The following is a 16,314-nucleotide window of genomic DNA, read 5'->3' on the forward strand; positions in this document are numbered from 1 at the left end:
CCCCCCCGCCCCCCCCCCCCCCCCCCCCCCCCCCCCCCCCCCCCCCCCCCCCCCCCCCCCCCCCCCCCCCCCCCCCCCCCCCCCCCCCCCCCCCCGCCCACCGCCCCGACGCGTGGAACACCGGGGCCCCACGACGCGCTAGAGTGCAGGGTGGCCGAAACGTCGATCCCGGTGCGCACCTGTGTGGGTTGCCGGCGTCGCGCTCCGGTCACCGATCTGCTGCGCGTCGTCGTCCGCTCCGGGGCCCTGGTCCCGGATCCGCGGCGGCGGCTCCCCGGGAGGGGGGCGTCGGTGCACCCCGCTCCGGGGTGCCTGGACGCAGCCGAGCGACGCCGGGCCTTCACCCGGGCACTGCGCCTCCCCGGAGGCAGCCAGGTGGAGGTCGGTCCGCTCCAGGACCACGTCCTCGGCGCCTCCTCGGAGGTGCCCGGGCCGGGGGGCCGGGCGGGCGAGTGAGCGCGGCCCCGCCGCGACCACCCCTTCCAGAAGTTCCACGTCGGACCGGCCCAACGCCGGTCCGCATGTCGACAGGACATCGTCGGATGACTCAGCCGTGAAGTTCTCACGATGACCATGCGCCACTAACGACGAGGTCGAGCGGGCAAGCCGCCGGCCTCACACACGAGGAGACCCGTGCCAGGCAAAGCCCGCGTACACGAACTCGCCAAGGAGTTCGGTGTCGACAGCAAGACCGTGCTCGCCACGCTCAAGGAGCAGGGTGAGTTCGTGAAGTCCGCCTCCTCGACCGTCGAGGCCCCCGTGGCCCGACGGCTCCGGGAGGCCCTCGGCGCCAAGACCGGCGCCGCGACCCCCAGCGCCCCGCCCGCGGCGGCGGCCCGACCCGGCCCGGCGGCCGCACGGCCGTCCGCGCCGACCCCCGGCCCGCGCCCGGCGGCGCCCGCTCCGCAGGCCCCCGCGCCCGTGCAGCAGGCCCCTGCGGCCCCGGCCCCGGCCGCTCCGCGTCCCGCCGCGCCCGCGCCGCAGGCCCCGGCGGCCTCGGCTCCGACGCAGCAGCCCACCGCGCCCCGCCCGGGTGCGCCGCGTCCGGGCGCGCCCGGTGGCGGTGCTCCGTCCGGTGCCGGTCCGCGACCGGGCCCCCGTCCGGCCCCGCGTCCGGGCAACAACCCCTTCAGCTCGCCCCGTCCGGCGGCCCCGCCCGCCGCGGCGCCCGGCGCCGGTGCCGGGGCCGCTCCCGGCGCCGGCCCCCGTCCGGGCCCGGCCGCGCCGGGTGCGCGTCCGGCTCCGGGTGGTCCCCGTCCGGCTGCCGGTCCCGGCGGCCCGCGTCCGGGCCCGGGTGGCCCGCGTCCCGCGCCCGGTGCCGGCGGTCCCCGCCCGGCCCCCGGTGCCGGCGGCCCGCGTCCGAACCCGGGCATGATGCCCGGTCGGCCGAGCCCGGGCATGATGCCCGGTCGCGCGGCCGGTCCCGGTCGCCCCGGCGGCGGCCCCGGTGGCCGCTCGGGTGGCCCCGGCGGCGGTGGCCGTCCGGGTGGTCCCGGCGGCGGCGGTGGCTTCCGTCCCGGCGGCGGTGGCGGCGCTCCTGGCGCCGGTGCGCCGGCCGGTGGCGGTTTCCGCGGTGGCGGCGGCCCCCGTGGCCGCGGCCGTGGTGGCTCGGGTGCCGGTACCGCCGGCGCCTTCGGTCGTCCGGGCGGTCGTGGACCGGTCCGCGGGCGCAAGAGCAAGAAGCAGCGGCGTCAGGAGTTCGACTCCATGGCGGCGCCCAGCATGGGCGGCGTCCAGCTCCCGCGCGGCAACGGGCAGACCGTGCGTCTGCCCCGCGGCGCCTCGCTGACCGACCTGGCCGAGCGCATCGGCGCCCAGCCGGCCGCGCTGGTCACGGCCCTGTTCCACCTGGGCGAGATGGTCACCGCGACGCAGTCGGTCAACGACGACACGTTGCAGCTGCTCGGCGCCGAGATCGGCTGGGTCATCCAGGTCGTGAGCCCCGAGGACGAGGACCGCGAGCTGCTCGAGACCTTCGACCTCACCTTCGGTGACGAAGAGGGCGACGAGGGCGACTGGGAGTCCCGCCCGCCGGTGGTCACCGTCATGGGTCACGTCGACCACGGGAAGACGAAGCTGCTGGACGCCCTGCGGCACACCAACGTGGTGTCCAAGGAGGCCGGTGGCATCACCCAGCACATCGGCGCCTACCAGATCGTCACCGAGCTCGAGCACAACGAGCGGCCGATCACCTTCATCGACACCCCGGGTCACGAGTCGTTCACCGCGATGCGTGCCCGAGGCGCGAAGGTCACCGACATCGTCGTGCTCGTGGTCGCGGCCGACGACGGCGTCATGCCGCAGACGGTCGAGGCGCTCAACCACGCCCAGGCCGCCGAGGTCCCGATCGTGGTCGCGGTGAACAAGATCGACAAGGAGGGGGCCAACCCCGCCAAGATCCGCCAGCAGCTCACCGAGTACGGCCTGGTGGCCGAGGAGTACGGCGGCGACACGATGTTCGTCGACGTCTCCGCGACCACGCGCCAGGGTCTCGACGAGCTCCTGACGGCGATCCTGCTGACCGCCGACGCCTCGCTCGACCTGCGCGCGAACATCGAGCAGGACCCGCAGGGTGTCGTCATCGACGCCAAGCTGGACAAGGGCCGCGGCCCCGTCGCCACGGTGCTGGTCCAGCGCGGCACGCTGCGCGTCGGCGACTCGCTGGTCGCCGGTGACGCGTACGGCCGCGTGCGGTCGCTGCTCGACGAGCACGGCGCCAAGCTCAAGGAAGCCCTGCCGTCGCGGCCGGTGCAGGTCGTCGGCCTGACGTCGGTGCCGCGCGCCGGTGACACCTTCCTGGTCGTCGAGGAGGACCGGGTGGCGCGGCAGATCGCCGACCGCCGCCAGGCCCGCATCCGCAACGCGCAGAACGCCTCCATGCGCAAGCGGATCAGCCTCGAGGACCTCGACGCCGCGCTCAAGGAGAGCCGTCAGCTCAACCTGATCATCAAGGGCGACAACTCGGGCACCGTCGAGGCGCTCGAAGAGGCGCTGATGAAGATCGAGGTCGGCGACGAGGACATCTCGCTGCGGGTCATCCACCGCGGCGTCGGTGGGATCACCAAGAGCGACATCGACCTGGCGCTGGCCGACGACGTCATCGTCATCGGCTTCAACGTCCGGGCCGAGGGCCAGGCGACCGAGCTGGCCAACCGCGAGGGGGTGGACGTCCGGTACTACACGGTCCTCTACCAGGCCATCGACGAGATCGAGGCCGCCCTCAAGGGGATGCTCAAGCCCGAGTACGAGGAGGTCCAGCTCGGGACCGCGGAGGTCCGCGAGGTCTTCCGCGTGCCCAAGATCGGCAACGTCGCCGGTTCGCTGGTCCGCACCGGGACGATCGTCCGCAACTCGAAGGCCCGTCTGCTCCGCGACGGCACCGTGATCGCCGACAACCTGACGGTGGAGTCCCTCCGCCGCTTCAAGGACGACGCGACCGAGGTCCGCGAGGGCTACGAGTGCGGTATCGGTCTGGGGTCGTACAACGACATCAAGATCGACGACGTCATCCAGACCTTCGAGATGCGCGAGATCCCGCGCACCTGATGACGGTGCCCAGCACGTCGGGTCGGCGGTGAGCGGTGTTCACCGGCACGCTCACCGCCGACCTGCTGCTGGGCGACGTCCACTCGCTCAAGGGGAAGCGGTCCGTGGTCCGGCCGATCGTGGCCGAGCTGCGGCGCCGCTTCTCCGTGAGCGCCGCGGAGGTCGGTGACCAGGAGCTGCACCGCCGGGCGCTGATCGGCCTGGCCACCGTCTCCGGGGACGCCGGTCAGGTCGCCGACGTCCTCGACGCCTGCGAGCGGTTGCTGGCCGAGCGGCCGGAGGTGACGCTGCTGTCGACGCACCGTCAGCTCCTGTCGGACGCAGACGACTGATCCCTTCCTCCCGCCCTGTCCGCCCCGGCGTCCCGGTCCCTCCCGGTGCGCCCTCCAGAGGAGGTCCGATGGCCGACCCGGCCCGCGCACGCAAGCTGGCGGTGCGCATCCGCCAGATCGTCTCCGCCGCGATCGAGACGCAGATCAAGGACCCGCGCCTGGGCATGGTGACCGTCACCGACGCCCGCGTGACCAGCGACCTCCGCGAGGCGACGGTCTTCTACACCGTCTACGGCGACGAGGCGCAGATCGCCGACTCCGCCGCCGCCCTCGCCAGCGCCACCGGCGTGCTGCGCTCCACCGTGGGCAAGCAGACCGGCATCAAGTTCGTGCCGACGCTCACCTTCGTCGCCGACATCGTCCCGGACACCGCCCGCGAGCTCGAGGACGCGCTCGAGCGCGCCCGGCACGCGGACGCCGAGCTGGCCCGCGCCCGCGAGGGTGCCCAGTACGCCGGCGACGCCGACCCCTACCGCAAGCCGGCGGAGGACGACGAGGACGACGACCTCCCACCCGGGTCCCCGGCTGCCGATGAGGGAGCCGACGACGTCTCCGCCCGTTCGAGGAGTGCGCTGTGAGCCAGGACGACCCCAACCCGTTCGAGCCCGACGAGGGCCAGGGGCGATCGATGCTGGGCGACCGCGAGGTCGACGGCGCCGGTGACCTCACCGACGGCGGCAAGCGCGGTGAGATCGGGGACGCCCCGAGCATCGCCTCCGACGAACCCGACGACGGCACCACCTACCCGGTCGGCGGCGGCACCGTCACCGAGGAGCAGAACGCCCCGCCGGTGGCGGACCCGGGACCGGACGCCTGACCGTGACCGTCTCCCGCCCCACGGCGGAGGTCGCGGCCGCCGCGCGCTCGGTGGCCGGCGTCCTCGCCGAGGCCGCCGATGCCCGGGCCACCGTCGTCCTCTCCGGGCACGTCAACCCCGACGCCGACGCGCTGGGCAGCACCCTGGCGCTCGCCGAGGGGCTGCGCCGGCGCGGTGCCCGCGTCCTGCCGACCTTCCCCGGTGCGTTCACGCTGCCGGCCTCGCTCGGCTGGCTACCCGGCGCCGAGGGGCTGGTGCCGTCGTCGGCGCTGCCGGCCTCGCCGGACGTCTTCGTCAGCCTGGACGCCGCCTCGCCTGGCCGCCTCGGGGAGCTCGCCGCGCTGCTCGACGGCGCGGGCACCTCCGTCGTCGTCGACCACCACGCCAGCAACCCGGGCTTCGGGGGCCTGCGGCTGGTCGACCCCGGCGCGCCGGCGACGGTCGCCCTGGTCGCCGACCTGCTCGACGACCTGGGCGTCACCATCGACCGCCAGCTGGCCACCTGCCTCTACGCGGGCCTGGCCGCCGACACCGGGTCCTTCCGGTTCGGCAGCACCCGGCCCGAGACCCACGAGCTGGCCGCCCGCCTGCTGGCGACCGGCATCGACCACGCGGCGATCAGCCGTCGGCTGTTCGACACCGCACCGTTCGGCTGGCTGGGCCTGTTGTCCGTGGTCACGGGCCGCGCCGTGCTCGAGCGCGGCACCGGTGCCGGTCTGGTCTGGACCTGGTCGAGCACCGCCGAGGCCGCCGAGCACGGGCTGCCCGGCGAGCAGCTGGAGGCCCTCGTCGACGTCGTCCGCGCCGCCGAGGAGGCCGACGTCGCGTGCGTCCTCAAGGGGCAGGACGACGGTTCGTGGTCGGTCTCGCTGCGCTCCCGCGGCGGCACCGACCTCGCCCGGGTGGCGATGGCGCTCGGGGGCGGCGGGCACACGCTGGCGGCCGGGTACACCTCGACCCTCGACCGCGAGGGGACGATCGCGGCCCTGCGCCGGGAGCTCCGCGCTGACTGAACCGCCGCGCGTCGAACCGGACGCCGGGGCGCGGGCCCCGCGGTCGGTGCTCTCGCTGGCGCTGCCCGCCCTCGTCGTCCTCGCCGCCGAGCCGCTGTACCTGCTGGTCGACACCGCCGTCGTGGGCAACCTCGGCACGGTGGCGCTGGGCGGCCTGGCCGTGGGTGGCGGTCTGATGACCTGGGCGGCGGCGCTGCTGAACTTCCTCGCCTACGGCACCACGGCGCGTGCCGCCCGCCGCGCGGGTGCCGGTGACCGGGCCGGTGCGGTCGCCGAGGGCGTGCAGGCCACCTGGCTGGCCGCCGCGATCGGCGTGGTGGTGCTCGCGTTCTTCCAGCTCGCCGCCGGCCCCTTCACCCGCCTGCTGGCCGGTGGCGGCGGGCCGGTGGCCGAGGCGGGGGAGGAGTGGCTGCGGATCGCCTCGCTCGGCCTGCCGCTGCTGCTGGTCTCCCTGGCCGGCAACGGCTGGCTGCGCGGGGTGCAGGAGCTCCGCCGTCCGGTCCGGTTCGTCCTGGCCGGCAGCCTGGTCAGCCTCGTGCTGTGCCCGCTGCTGGTGCACGCGGCCGGCTGGGGGCTGGTCGGCTCCGCCGTCGCCAACGTCATCGGCCAGGCGGTGACCGCGGCGCTCTTCCTGCGGGCCCTGGCGCGGGAGAGCGCCGCGTGGCGCCCGCGACCCACCGCCGTCCTCGCGCAGCTGGTCATCGGCCGCGACCTGCTGCTGCGCGCCGCGGTGCTGCAGGTGTCCTTCCTCGTGGCCGCCGGCGTGGCCGCCCGCACCGGCACCGCGGAACTGGGCGCGCACCAGATCGCCCTGCAGCTGTTCTTCTTCCTGGCCCTGGTGCTGGACGCCTACGCCATCGCCGCCCAGACGCTCGTCGGGCACGCGCTCGGCGCCGGCCGCCCCGCCGAGGCGCGCGCCACCGCGCGCCGCGTGGCGGTGTGGGGGCTGGCCACCGGCACGGGCGTGGCGCTGGTGCTGCTCGTGCTGCGCGGCGTCCTCCCGCCGCTGTTCACCGACGACCCCGCCGTGGTCGACCAGGCCCTGCTCGTCTGGTGGTTCCTCGCCGCCGTGCAGCCGCTGGCCGGGGTGGTCTTCGCCCTCGACGGGGTGCTCATGGGCGCCGGCGACGTCGGCTACCTGCGCACGCTGACCATCGGCTCGGCCCTGGTCGGGTTCCTGCCGCTCTCGCTGCTCTCGGGTCCCCTGGACCGGGGCCTGGCCGGGGTGTGGACCGGGCTGTGCCTGTTCATCGGGCTCCGGCTGGTCGGCGTGCTCGTGCGGGTGGCCGGTGACCGGTGGCTCGAGGCACCTGCGACCGTTACGGCGTGAGTGCCGCGAGAACGACGCCCGAGCGATGACCAGACGCACCGACGCCGACGTCCCGCCCGGTCTGCTGCTGGTCGACAAGGCGGGTGGGATGACCTCGCACGACGTCGTCGCCCGGGCCCGGCGGGTGCTGTCGGTCCGCAAGGTGGGCCACGCCGGCACGCTGGACCCGATGGCCACCGGGCTCCTGGTCCTGGGCGTCGGGACGGCGACCCGGTTGCTCGGGTACGTCGGCGGCCACGACAAGACCTACGAGGCGACGATCCGGCTGGGGCGGTCGACGGTCACCGACGACCGCGAGGGCGAGGTGCTCGCCAGCACGTCCACCGCGGAGGTGGACGACGACGCGATCCGGGCAGCCCTCGCCGCGCAGACCGGCCCGCTGCAGCAGGTGCCCTCGTCGGTGAGCGCGGTGAAGGTGGCCGGGCGCCGCTCGTACGACCGCGTGCGCGCCGGTGAGGACGTCGTCCTCGAGCCGCGGTCGGTCACCGTGCACCGGCTCGACGTCCACCGCATCGCCCGCCCCGAGCCCGACCTGGTCGACGTCGACGTCACCGTGGAGTGCACGGCGGGCACCTACATCCGCGCCATCGCCCGCGACGCCGGCGCCGCGCTGGGCGTGGGCGGCCACCTCACCGCGCTCCGCCGGACCGCCTCGGGGCCCTTCGCCGTCGCCCGGGCCGCGCCGGTCGAGGACGCCGGCGCCGCGCTGACCGCCGGCGGGGGAGCGGGCTTCCTCGCCCTGACCGACGCCGCGCGGCTGGTCTTCCCGGAGCGGCGGCTGACCGCCGGGGAGGCCGTCGCCGTGGGGTACGGCCAGCGCGTCTCGGCGACCGGGGCCGCGGGGCTGCACGCCGCCGTGGACCCCGACGACCGGCTGGTCGCGCTGCTCGAGGACGCCGGGGCGACCGCCCGGGTGCAGGTCGGCTTCCCGCCGCGCTGAAGCCGGTGGCCCTGCCGCCGACGCGGTTGACCGCCGGGCGCGCCGGGAAGAGGAGCGCCATGAGCGTCGTGAAGATCAATGCGATCACCGTCCCGAAGGACAAGCAGGAGCGCTTCGAGGAGCGCTTCCGCGGGCGCGCGGGCGCCGTCGAGTCCACGCCCGGCTTCGAGTGGTTCGAGCTCCTGCGGCCGCTCGAGGGCACCGACCAGTACCTCGTCTACACCCGGTGGAGCAGCCACGAGGCCTACGAGGCGTGGCAGTCCAGCCAGGACTTCGACCGCGCCCACGACGGCGGCGGCGACACGCTGGCCTCGGCGGCCCCCCACTCGGCCCACGTCTGGACCTACGAGGTGCTCGAGTTCGCGGGTCCGGACGTCAACCAGGAGAACCAGGCCTGAGCCCGCGCCGGTGGCGGTCGGCTCCCGGCCGCCGCCGGAGGCGGGGATAGTGTGAGCGCGGGCCCGGCGGTCGCCGGCGCCCGACGCACGCACTCGCAGGTGGGAGCCATGACCGACACGCTCAGCGACAGCCGTACCTCCGCGCGGATGTTCACCGAGGACGTGCCGGTCGTCGTGGAGGACGTGCGCCGCCGCCCGGCGGCCGAGCGCGAGGAGCTGCTGGCGGACCCGGGCTTCGGCCGCTACTTCACCGACAGCATGTTCGTGGCCCGCTACCGGCTCGGCGAGGGCTGGTACGACGCCCGGCTGACGACCTACGGCCCCATGCAGATGGACCCGGCGACGGCCGCGCTGCACTACGCCCAGTCGATCTTCGAGGGGCTCAAGGCCTACGCCCAGCCCGACGGCAGCGTCGCCACGTTCCGGCCCGAGGCCAACGCCGCCCGCTTCGCCCGCGGTGCCCGCCGGCTGGCCATGCCGGTCGTGCCCGAGGAGTCCTTCCTCACCGCCGTCGACGCCCTGGTCGACGCCGACCGCGACTGGGTGCCCACCGGGCCGGACCAGACGCTGTACCTCCGGCCCTACATGCTGGCCAGCGAGCCGTTCCTCGGCGTCCGCCCGGCGCACGAGTACCTGTTCCTCATCATCGCCAGCCCCGCCGGTGCCTACTTCCCGCGCGGCGTGCACCCGGTGTCGGTCTACCTCTCCGAGGACTACATCCGGGCCGCCCCCGGGGGCACCGGCGACGTGAAGTGCGCCGGCAACTACGCCGCGAGCCTGCTGGCCCAGGAGCAGGCCATCGAGGCCGGCTGCGACCAGGTCGTCTGGCTCGACGCCGTGGAGAAGCGGTACGTCGAGGAGATGGGCGGGATGAACCTGTTCTTCGTCCTCGGCTCCGGCGACGACGCCGAGCTGGTCACCCCGGCGCTCACCGGGACGCTGCTGCCCGGCATCACCCGCGACTCGCTGATCGAGGTCGCCCGCTCGATGGGGCACCGGGTGACCGAGCGGCTGTTCTCGGTGGAGGAGTGGCGCCGCGGCGTCGCCGACGGCACCGTCACCGAGACCTTCGCCTGCGGCACCGCGGCGGTCATCACCCCCGTCGGCGAGGTCAAGGCGCGCACCGGCGACTTCACCGTGGGCGACGGGACGCCCGGCCCGCTCACCATGCGGCTCCGCGAGACGCTGCTCGACATCCAGCACGGGCGGGTGGCCGACACCCGCGGCTGGCTGCACCGCATCGGCTGACCGCGCCCGGACCGGAGGACGTCGAACCCGTGCAGCGCTGGCGAGGCCTGGAGGCCACCCCGGCCGACCTGGGCCGCACCGTGGTCACCATCGGCATGTACGACGGCGTCCACCGCGGGCACCAGACGCTGATCGGCGCGGCGGTGGCGCGGGCGCGCGCGATGCGCCGTCCGTGCCTGCTGCTCACCTTCGACCCGCACCCGGCCGAGGTCGTGCGCCCCGGCTCGCACCCGGCCATCCTCACCGCCCTGGACCGCAAGGCCGAGCTCGTCGCGGGCCTCGGCGTGGACGCGATGTGCGTGCTGCCGTTCACGCCCGAGTTCATGCGGCTGCCCCCCGAGACCTTCACCCACACCGTGCTCGTCGAGCACCTGCACGTGGCGCAGGTCGTGGTGGGGGAGAACTTCACCTACGGGCACCGGGCGGCCGGCACCGTGGCCACCCTCACCGCCGAGGGGCGCCGGTTCGGCTTCGCCGTCGAGGGTGTGCCGCTGGCCGAGGACAACTCCGACGACGGCGACGTCACCATCTCCTCGACCTACATCCGGGCCTGCGTCGCGGCCGGCGACATGGCCTCCGCCGCCCGCGCGCTGGGCCGCCCGCACCGGGTCGACGGCGTCGTCGTCCGGGGGGACCGGCGCGGCCGGGACCTGGGCTACCCGACGGCCAACGTGGAGAGCCAGCCCTACACCGCCATCCCGGCCGACGGCGTCTACGCCGGCCACCTGGTCACCCGCGACGCCCGCACCGGCGAGACCCGCGAGCGCTTCCCGGCGGCGGTCTCGGTGGGCAGCAACCCGACCTTCCAGGGCAGCCGGCGCACCGTCGAGGCCTACGTGCTCGACTACGACGGGGACCTCTACGGCGAGCACGTGGGCGTCGAGTTCGTATCCCGGCTGCGGCCGATGGCGGCGTTCGCCGACGTCGAGGGCCTGCTGGCCGCCATGGCCCAGGACGTCACGGACACCCGCTCGATCCTCGGCATGTAGCCTGGGGGGTGACGTCGGGTGACCGACGTGTGTGCGACCTGCCCTCGTGATTCAGACCGAGGGCCACACGTGACCCGCCCCGGAGGCGACCATGGCGCTCGACAGCGCGCTCAAGAAGCAGATCATGACCGACTACGCGACGGTCGAGAACGACACCGGTTCGCCCGAGGTGCAGGTCGCGATGCTGACCCGCCGGATCAGCGACCTCACCGAGCACCTCAAGATGCACAAGCACGACCACCACAGCCGTCGTGGCCTGCTGCTGCTCGTCGGCCGCCGCCGCCGGCTGCTGAACTACCTGGCCAAGACCGACATCAACCGCTACCGGTCGCTCATCGAGCGGCTCGGTCTGCGCCGCTAGGCACCACGAGGGGGCCGCTCCCGGAACACTCCGGGACGGTCCCCTTCCTCGTGCGGCACCCGCCGCACGGGGAACCGGTCCCGAGGCCTTCGACCGAGCACCGGTCGCCCGGGACGCAGGACGGCACCAGTCAGGGACTGGCCGTCAGAGGAGTCGCAGGTCGGCACGAGGCCGATGCGACGAAGAAGAGAGAAGGACACGTGTCCGCACCCACCATCACCGCAGAGTTCGACGCCGAGGACGGCGTCACCACCGCCACCGCGGTCATCGACAACGGCAGCTTCGGCAGCCGGTCGATCACGTTCGAGACCGGCCGCCTCGCCAAGCAGGCCGCCGGCTCCGTCGTCGTCACCATGGGCGACACCATGCTGCTCTCGGCCACCACGGCCGGCCGCCAGCCGAAGGAGCAGTTCGACTTCTTCCCGCTGACCGTCGACGTCGAGGAGCGGATGTACGCCGCGGGCCGCATCCCCGGCTCGTTCTTCCGCCGCGAGGGCCGTCCGTCCGAGGACGCGATCCTCACCTGCCGCCTGATCGACCGCCCGCTGCGCCCGACCTTCGCCAAGGGCCTGCGCAACGAGGTCCAGGTCGTCATCACCGTCATGGCCCTCGACCCGGGCCACCTCTACGACGTGATCGCCATCAACGCCGCCTCGGCGTCCACCCAGCTCTCCGGCCTGCCGTTCTCCGGCCCGGTCGGCGCCACCCGCGTCGCCCTCATCAACGGCCAGTGGGTCGGCTTCCCGACCCACGCCGAGCTCGAGGACGCCGTCTTCGACATGGTCGTGGCCGGCCGGGTCCTCCCGGACGGCGACGTCGCGATCATGATGGTCGAGGCCGAGGCCACCGAGAAGACGATCGAGCTCGTCGCCGGTGGCGCCACCGCCCCGACCGAGGAGGTCGTGGCCCAGGGCCTCGAGGCCGCCAAGCCGTTCATCAAGGCGCTGTGCGACGCGCAGTCGGCGATGGCCGAGAAGGCCGCCAAGCCGGTCGCGGACTTCCCCCGCTTCCTGGACTACCAGGACGACGTCTACGCCGCCGTCGAGGCCCAGGCCTCCGAGAAGCTGGCCCAGGCCCAGCAGATCGCCGGCAAGGCCGAGCGCGAGGACGCCACCGACGCCCTCAAGGACGAGGTCATCAAGGAGGTGGCCAGTCGCGCTGACTTCCAGGGCCGCGAGAAGGAGATCTCCGGAGCCTTCCGCGCGCTGACCAAGAAGGTCGTCCGCCAGCGGATCCTCCGCGACAAGGTGCGCATCGACGGCCGTGGCCTCACCGACATCCGCCCGCTGTCGGCCGAGGTCGAGGTCATCCCGCGCGTGCACGGCTCGGCGCTGTTCGAGCGCGGCGAGACCCAGATCCTGGGCGTCACGACGCTGAACATGCTCCGCATGGAGCAGCAGCTGGACACGCTCTCGCCGGTGACCCGCAAGCGCTACATGCACAACTACAACTTCCCGCCGTACTCCACCGGTGAGACCGGCCGCGTGGGCTCGCCCAAGCGCCGCGAGATCGGCCACGGCGCGCTCGCCGAGCGTGCGCTCGTGCCCGTGCTGCCGGACCGCGAGGAGTTCCCCTACGCGATCCGCCAGGTCTCCGAGGCGCTGGGCTCCAACGGCTCGACCTCGATGGGCTCGGTCTGCGCCTCGACGCTGGCCCTGCTCAACGCCGGTGTGCCGCTCAAGGCGCCGGTCGCCGGCATCGCCATGGGCCTGGTCTCCGACGAGGTAGACGGGAAGACCGAGTACGTCGCCCTGACCGACATCCTCGGCGCCGAGGACGCCTTCGGTGACATGGACTTCAAGGTCGCCGGCACCCGGGAGTTCGTGACCGCGCTGCAGCTGGACACGAAGCTCGACGGCATCCCCTCCGACGTCCTCGCCGGTGCGCTGACCCAGGCCCGCGCGGCCCGGCTGCACATCCTCGACGTGATGAACGAGGCCATCGACGCCCCGGACGAGATGAGCCCCTACGCCCCGCGGGTGACCACGGTGCGCATCCCGGTCGACAAGATCGGCGCGGTCATCGGCCCCAAGGGCCAGATGATCAACGCGATCCAGGACGAGACCGGCGCCGACATCACCATCGAGGACGACGGCACGATCTACGTCGGTGCCTCCGACGGCCCGTCGGCCCAGGCCGCGGTGGACCGGATCAACGCGATCGCCAACCCGACGCTGCCCAAGGTCGGCGAGCGCTTCCTCGGCACGGTCGTCAAGACCACGCCGTTCGGCGCCTTCGTCTCGCTGCTGCCCGGCCGCGACGGTCTGGTGCACATCAGCAAGCTCGGTGGCGGCAAGCGCATCGGCAAGGTCGAGGACGTGGCCAACGTCGGGGACAAGATGCAGGTGGAGATCACCGACATCGACGCCCGCGGCAAGATCAGCCTCGTGCCGGTCGCCGAGGGGGACGCCGCTGCCGCCCCGGCCGAGGCCGAGGCCGCTGCACCTGCGGGTGAGTGACGACGTCCACTGACGTGATCGGGTCCGGGGCGGGTGCTGCTGCACCCGCCCCGGTTCCCGTCGGGGTGACGCAGCTGCTCGACGTCGACGAGGTCGGCGGGAGGGTGGAGCGGACCGAGCTGCCCGGGGGCCTGCGGGTCCTCACCGAGACGATGCCCGGCGTCCTCTCGGCGACCCTCGGCATCTGGGTGGACGTCGGCTCGCGCGACGAGACCCCGGCCGTGGCCGGCTCGTCGCACTTCCTCGAGCACCTGCTGTTCAAGGGGACGACGTCGCGCAGCGCGCTGGAGATCGCCACGTCGATGGACGCGGTGGGCGGTGAGATGAACGCGTTCACCGCCAAGGAGCACACGTGCTTCTACGCCAACGTGCTCGCCAGCGACCTCCCCCTGGCCGTCGAGCTGCTCGCCGACCTCGTCACCGACGCCACCAACACGGCCGCGGACCTCGAGTCCGAGCGCACGGTGGTGCTCGAGGAGATCGCCATGCGCGACGACGAGCCCGCCGACGCCGTGCACGACCTGTTCTCCGAGACCCTCTTCGGCGACACCCCGCTGGGGCGCTCGGTGCTGGGCACCGTGGAGTCGATCGAGGCGCTGACGCGGGACGACGTCGACGGCTGGTACCGACGGCGGTACGCCATGCCGTCGATGGTGGTGACGGCCGCGGGCCGGGTGGACCACCAGCAGGTCCTCGACCTGGTGACCGCCGCCTTCGGGGCCCGGCTGACCGGGGACGCGCGGCCGGCCCCGCTGCGGCTCGGCGACCCCGGGGCCGAGCGGCCCGCGCAGCCGACCGGGCTCATCTCGCGGCGCACCGAGCAGACCCACCTGCTGCTGGGCACGCCGGGCCTCGGGCGCCTCGACGAGCGCCGCTACGCCGCGGCCGTGCTCGACGCGGCGGTCGGGGGCGGGATGAGCTCGCGGCTGTTCCAGGAGATCCGCGAGAAGCGTGGCCTGGTGTACAGCGTCGGCTCGGCCCTCACGCACTACGCGGGGGGCGGCGCGTTCTCCGTCTACGCCGGGTGCTCCAAGAAGCGCGTGCCCGAGGTGCTCCGCCTGATCCGCGCGGGTCTGGACGGGGTCGCCGCCGACGGGCTCACCTCCGACGAGGTGGTCCGGGCCCGCGGTCAGCTCAAGGGCGGCATGGTGCTGGGCCTGGAGGACACCGGCTCGCGGATGAGCAGGCTGGGCAAGAGCGAGCTGTCCTACGGGGAGTACCTGCCGGTGCGGGAGGTGCTGGTCCGCCTGGACGCCGTGGACGAGCAGCAGGTGCGCGAGGTCGCGACCGAGCTGTTCGGCCGGCCGACCTGCCTGGCGGTCGTCGGCCCGTACCGCGAGCAGGACCTCGACCGGCTCTGATGGCGTCCCACCCGACCCTGGCCGTCCACGGCGCCCTCGCCCGGGGCGTCTTCGCCGTGGTACTGCTGCTCTCGCTCGCGGTGCTGTTCGCCCCGGCCTCGGACGTGCCGGCGGCCCCGGCCGGGGTGGACAAGCTCGTGCACGTCGGCCTGTTCGCCGCCCTGGCGCTCAGCGGCCGGTGGGCGGGCATGACCACGCGGGTGCTGGCCCCGCTGCTCGTCGTCTACGCGGCGGTCAGCGAGGTGCTCCAGGGAGTGGCGGTCGTGGACCGCACGGTCTCGGCCGCCGACTGGGTCGCCGACGTCGTCGGCGTGCTGCTCGGCCTGGTGCTGTGGAGCGCCGTCACCCGCCGCAGCACGACGGCGCCCTGAACCGGGGAGCTGTCTTGCGGTTCGGCGGCCGTCCGGGAAGCCTGGCCGCGTGACTCCCACCGCGCCGGACCCGCAGCCCGCTCCGACCTCCCCGGGTGACGCGCCCGTGATCAACGTCGGGGTGCTGGGTGCCCGCGGTCGGATGGGGACCGAGGTGGTGAAGGCGGTCAACGACGCCGAGGACCTCGAGCTGGTCGCCATGGTCGACGAGGGGGACTGGCTGTTCGGCCTGGCCGACGCCGGCACGCAGGTGGTCGTGGACTTCACCCGCCCGGACGTCGTCATGGACAACATCCGGTTCTGCATCGACAACAACATCCACTGCGTGGTGGGGACGACGGGATTCGACCAGTCCCGCCTGGCGACGGTCGCCGAGTGGCTGGCGCCCAAGCCCGAGGTGGGCGTGATCATCGCCCCCAACTTCGGGATCGGCGCCCTGCTCCTGATGAAGTTCGCCCAGGAGGCGGCGCGCTTCTTCCCGTCGGTGGAGGTCGTGGAGCTGCACCACCCGAACAAGGTGGACGCCCCCTCGGGGACCGCGGTGCGCACGGCCCGGCTGATCGCCGAGGCCCGCCGGGAGGCCGGCCTTCCCCCCTCGCCGGACGCCACCACCGAGGGACTGCCCGGCGCCCGGGGCGCCGACGTCGAGGGGGTCGCGGTGCACGCGGTGCGGCTGACCGGGTTGGTCGCGCACCAGGAGGTCCTCATGGGCGCCGCGGGGGAGACCCTGACCCTGCGGCACGACTCCTACGACCGCGCCTCCTTCATGCCCGGGGTGCTCCTGGCGGTCCGCGAGATCGGCCGACGGCCGGGCCTCACGGTGGGCATCGAGCACCTGCTCGGCCTCTGAACGCGGGTGTGACGGGGACCGCTCCCCGGGGGGTTGCGGAGCGCCCCTGAGGGGCGTGTATGGTTCTCCATGCGCCGCGCGGACCTGAGGGTCTGCCGGACCGGGACCCGCCGCTGGCGGGGGCAACGGAAACCGGCGTAGTGTTGGACATCCAGCCAGGGACGACGCCCGTGAGGGTCGAGTGTCTGCGCGTCCGCTCTTTGAGAACTCAACAGCGTGCCGAAAGTCAGTGCCAAGTAATACCCCGTGCCGGGTTCTTCGGATCTCGGCTGGGATTCCTTTGGTTGATTGATATCGAG

The 16,314-nt window shown here is 74.1% G+C and carries 16 protein-coding genes and 1 pseudogene; all 17 read left to right on the forward strand.

Annotated features, from left to right (window positions below):
• Nucleotides 1–183 precede the first annotated feature (183 nt).
• The 17 genes and pseudogenes from ACI79H_RS19195 (at nt 184) to dapB (ending at nt 16,015) form a co-directional block, all read left to right on the forward strand.
• Complete coding sequence (locus tag ACI79H_RS19195) at nt 184–456, forward strand: YlxR family protein (RefSeq protein WP_456556037.1); 273 nt, start codon at nt 184–186, stop codon at nt 454–456.
• Nucleotides 457–633: 177 nt separating this feature from the next.
• Nucleotides 634–780: pseudogene (locus tag ACI79H_RS19200) on the forward strand (translation initiation factor IF-2 N-terminal domain-containing protein); the annotation flags it as partial.
• 927 nt (nt 781–1,707) lie between these two features.
• Entirely contained in the window at nt 1,708–3,546 is a 1,839-nt protein-coding gene (gene infB, locus ACI79H_RS19205; protein WP_456556038.1) for a translation initiation factor IF-2, read from the forward strand.
• Between the two features lie 35 nt (nt 3,547–3,581).
• Nucleotides 3,582–3,878 (forward strand): DUF503 domain-containing protein, encoded by a 297-nt coding sequence (locus tag ACI79H_RS19210; RefSeq protein ID WP_456556024.1) that lies wholly within the window; start codon nt 3,582–3,584, stop codon nt 3,876–3,878.
• Between the two features lie 68 nt (nt 3,879–3,946).
• On the forward strand, nt 3,947–4,456 hold the full coding sequence (gene rbfA, locus ACI79H_RS19215; RefSeq protein ID WP_456556025.1) for a 30S ribosome-binding factor RbfA: 510 nt from the start codon (nt 3,947–3,949) through the stop codon (nt 4,454–4,456).
• Complete coding sequence (locus ACI79H_RS19220; RefSeq protein WP_456556026.1) at nt 4,453–4,695, forward strand: hypothetical protein; 243 nt, start codon at nt 4,453–4,455, stop codon at nt 4,693–4,695. The genes rbfA and ACI79H_RS19220 overlap by 4 nt, the downstream gene beginning before the upstream one ends.
• Before the next feature lie 2 nt (nt 4,696–4,697).
• A complete protein-coding gene (locus ACI79H_RS19225; RefSeq protein WP_456556027.1) occupies nt 4,698–5,708 on the forward strand; it encodes a DHH family phosphoesterase in 1,011 nt (336 codons plus the stop codon).
• A gap of 46 nt (nt 5,709–5,754) precedes the next feature.
• Nucleotides 5,755–7,038 (forward strand): MATE family efflux transporter, encoded by a 1,284-nt coding sequence (locus ACI79H_RS19230; RefSeq protein WP_456556028.1) that lies wholly within the window; start codon nt 5,755–5,757, stop codon nt 7,036–7,038.
• A gap of 25 nt (nt 7,039–7,063) precedes the next feature.
• Nucleotides 7,064–7,978 carry a tRNA pseudouridine(55) synthase TruB gene (gene truB, locus ACI79H_RS19235; protein ID WP_456556029.1) on the forward strand — a complete coding sequence of 305 codons (915 nt, stop codon included), beginning with the start codon at nt 7,064–7,066 and terminating at the stop codon, nt 7,976–7,978.
• Between the two features lie 59 nt (nt 7,979–8,037).
• Nucleotides 8,038–8,376 carry an antibiotic biosynthesis monooxygenase family protein gene (locus ACI79H_RS19240; RefSeq protein ID WP_456556030.1) on the forward strand — a complete coding sequence of 113 codons (339 nt, stop codon included), beginning with the start codon at nt 8,038–8,040 and terminating at the stop codon, nt 8,374–8,376.
• A 108-nt stretch (nt 8,377–8,484) separates the two neighbouring features.
• Nucleotides 8,485–9,624 (forward strand): branched-chain amino acid aminotransferase, encoded by a 1,140-nt coding sequence (locus ACI79H_RS19245; protein ID WP_456556031.1) that lies wholly within the window; start codon nt 8,485–8,487, stop codon nt 9,622–9,624.
• 29 nt (nt 9,625–9,653) lie between these two features.
• Nucleotides 9,654–10,613, forward strand: coding sequence for a bifunctional riboflavin kinase/FAD synthetase (locus ACI79H_RS19250; protein ID WP_456556032.1), 960 nt, complete (start codon nt 9,654–9,656; stop codon nt 10,611–10,613).
• 91 nt (nt 10,614–10,704) lie between these two features.
• Nucleotides 10,705–10,974, forward strand: coding sequence for a 30S ribosomal protein S15 (rpsO, locus tag ACI79H_RS19255; RefSeq protein ID WP_040338171.1), 270 nt, complete (start codon nt 10,705–10,707; stop codon nt 10,972–10,974).
• Nucleotides 10,975–11,174: 200 nt separating this feature from the next.
• Complete coding sequence (locus ACI79H_RS19260; RefSeq protein ID WP_456556033.1) at nt 11,175–13,433, forward strand: polyribonucleotide nucleotidyltransferase; 2,259 nt, start codon at nt 11,175–11,177, stop codon at nt 13,431–13,433.
• A 65-nt stretch (nt 13,434–13,498) separates the two neighbouring features.
• Entirely contained in the window at nt 13,499–14,794 is a 1,296-nt protein-coding gene (locus ACI79H_RS19265; protein ID WP_456556034.1) for a M16 family metallopeptidase, read from the forward strand.
• Complete coding sequence (locus ACI79H_RS19270) at nt 14,794–15,165, forward strand: VanZ family protein (protein WP_456556035.1); 372 nt, start codon at nt 14,794–14,796, stop codon at nt 15,163–15,165. Before ACI79H_RS19265 ends, ACI79H_RS19270 begins: the two co-directional genes overlap by 1 nt.
• Before the next feature lie 49 nt (nt 15,166–15,214).
• A complete protein-coding gene (dapB, locus tag ACI79H_RS19275) occupies nt 15,215–16,015 on the forward strand; it encodes a 4-hydroxy-tetrahydrodipicolinate reductase (protein WP_456556036.1) in 801 nt (266 codons plus the stop codon).
• The last annotated feature ends 299 nt before the right edge of the window (nt 16,016–16,314 follow it).

Source organism: Blastococcus sp. SYSU D01042 (genome assembly GCF_054050515.1).

Excerpts from the sequence above, each read along its gene's own strand:
- ACI79H_RS19245 (WP_456556031.1), top strand. The coding sequence starts at position 8,485 with ATGACCGACACGCTCAGCGACAGCCGTACCTCCGCGCGGATGTTCACC.
- infB (WP_456556038.1), top strand. The coding sequence starts at position 1,708 with ATGGCGGCGCCCAGCATGGGCGGCGTCCAGCTCCCGCGCGGCAACGGG.
- rpsO (WP_040338171.1), top strand. The coding sequence starts at position 10,705 with ATGGCGCTCGACAGCGCGCTCAAGAAGCAGATCATGACCGACTACGCG.
- rbfA (WP_456556025.1), top strand. The coding sequence starts at position 3,947 with ATGGCCGACCCGGCCCGCGCACGCAAGCTGGCGGTGCGCATCCGCCAG.
- truB (WP_456556029.1), top strand. The coding sequence starts at position 7,064 with ATGACCAGACGCACCGACGCCGACGTCCCGCCCGGTCTGCTGCTGGTC.
- ACI79H_RS19270 (WP_456556035.1), top strand. The coding sequence starts at position 14,794 with ATGGCGTCCCACCCGACCCTGGCCGTCCACGGCGCCCTCGCCCGGGGC.
- ACI79H_RS19240 (WP_456556030.1), top strand. The coding sequence starts at position 8,038 with ATGAGCGTCGTGAAGATCAATGCGATCACCGTCCCGAAGGACAAGCAG.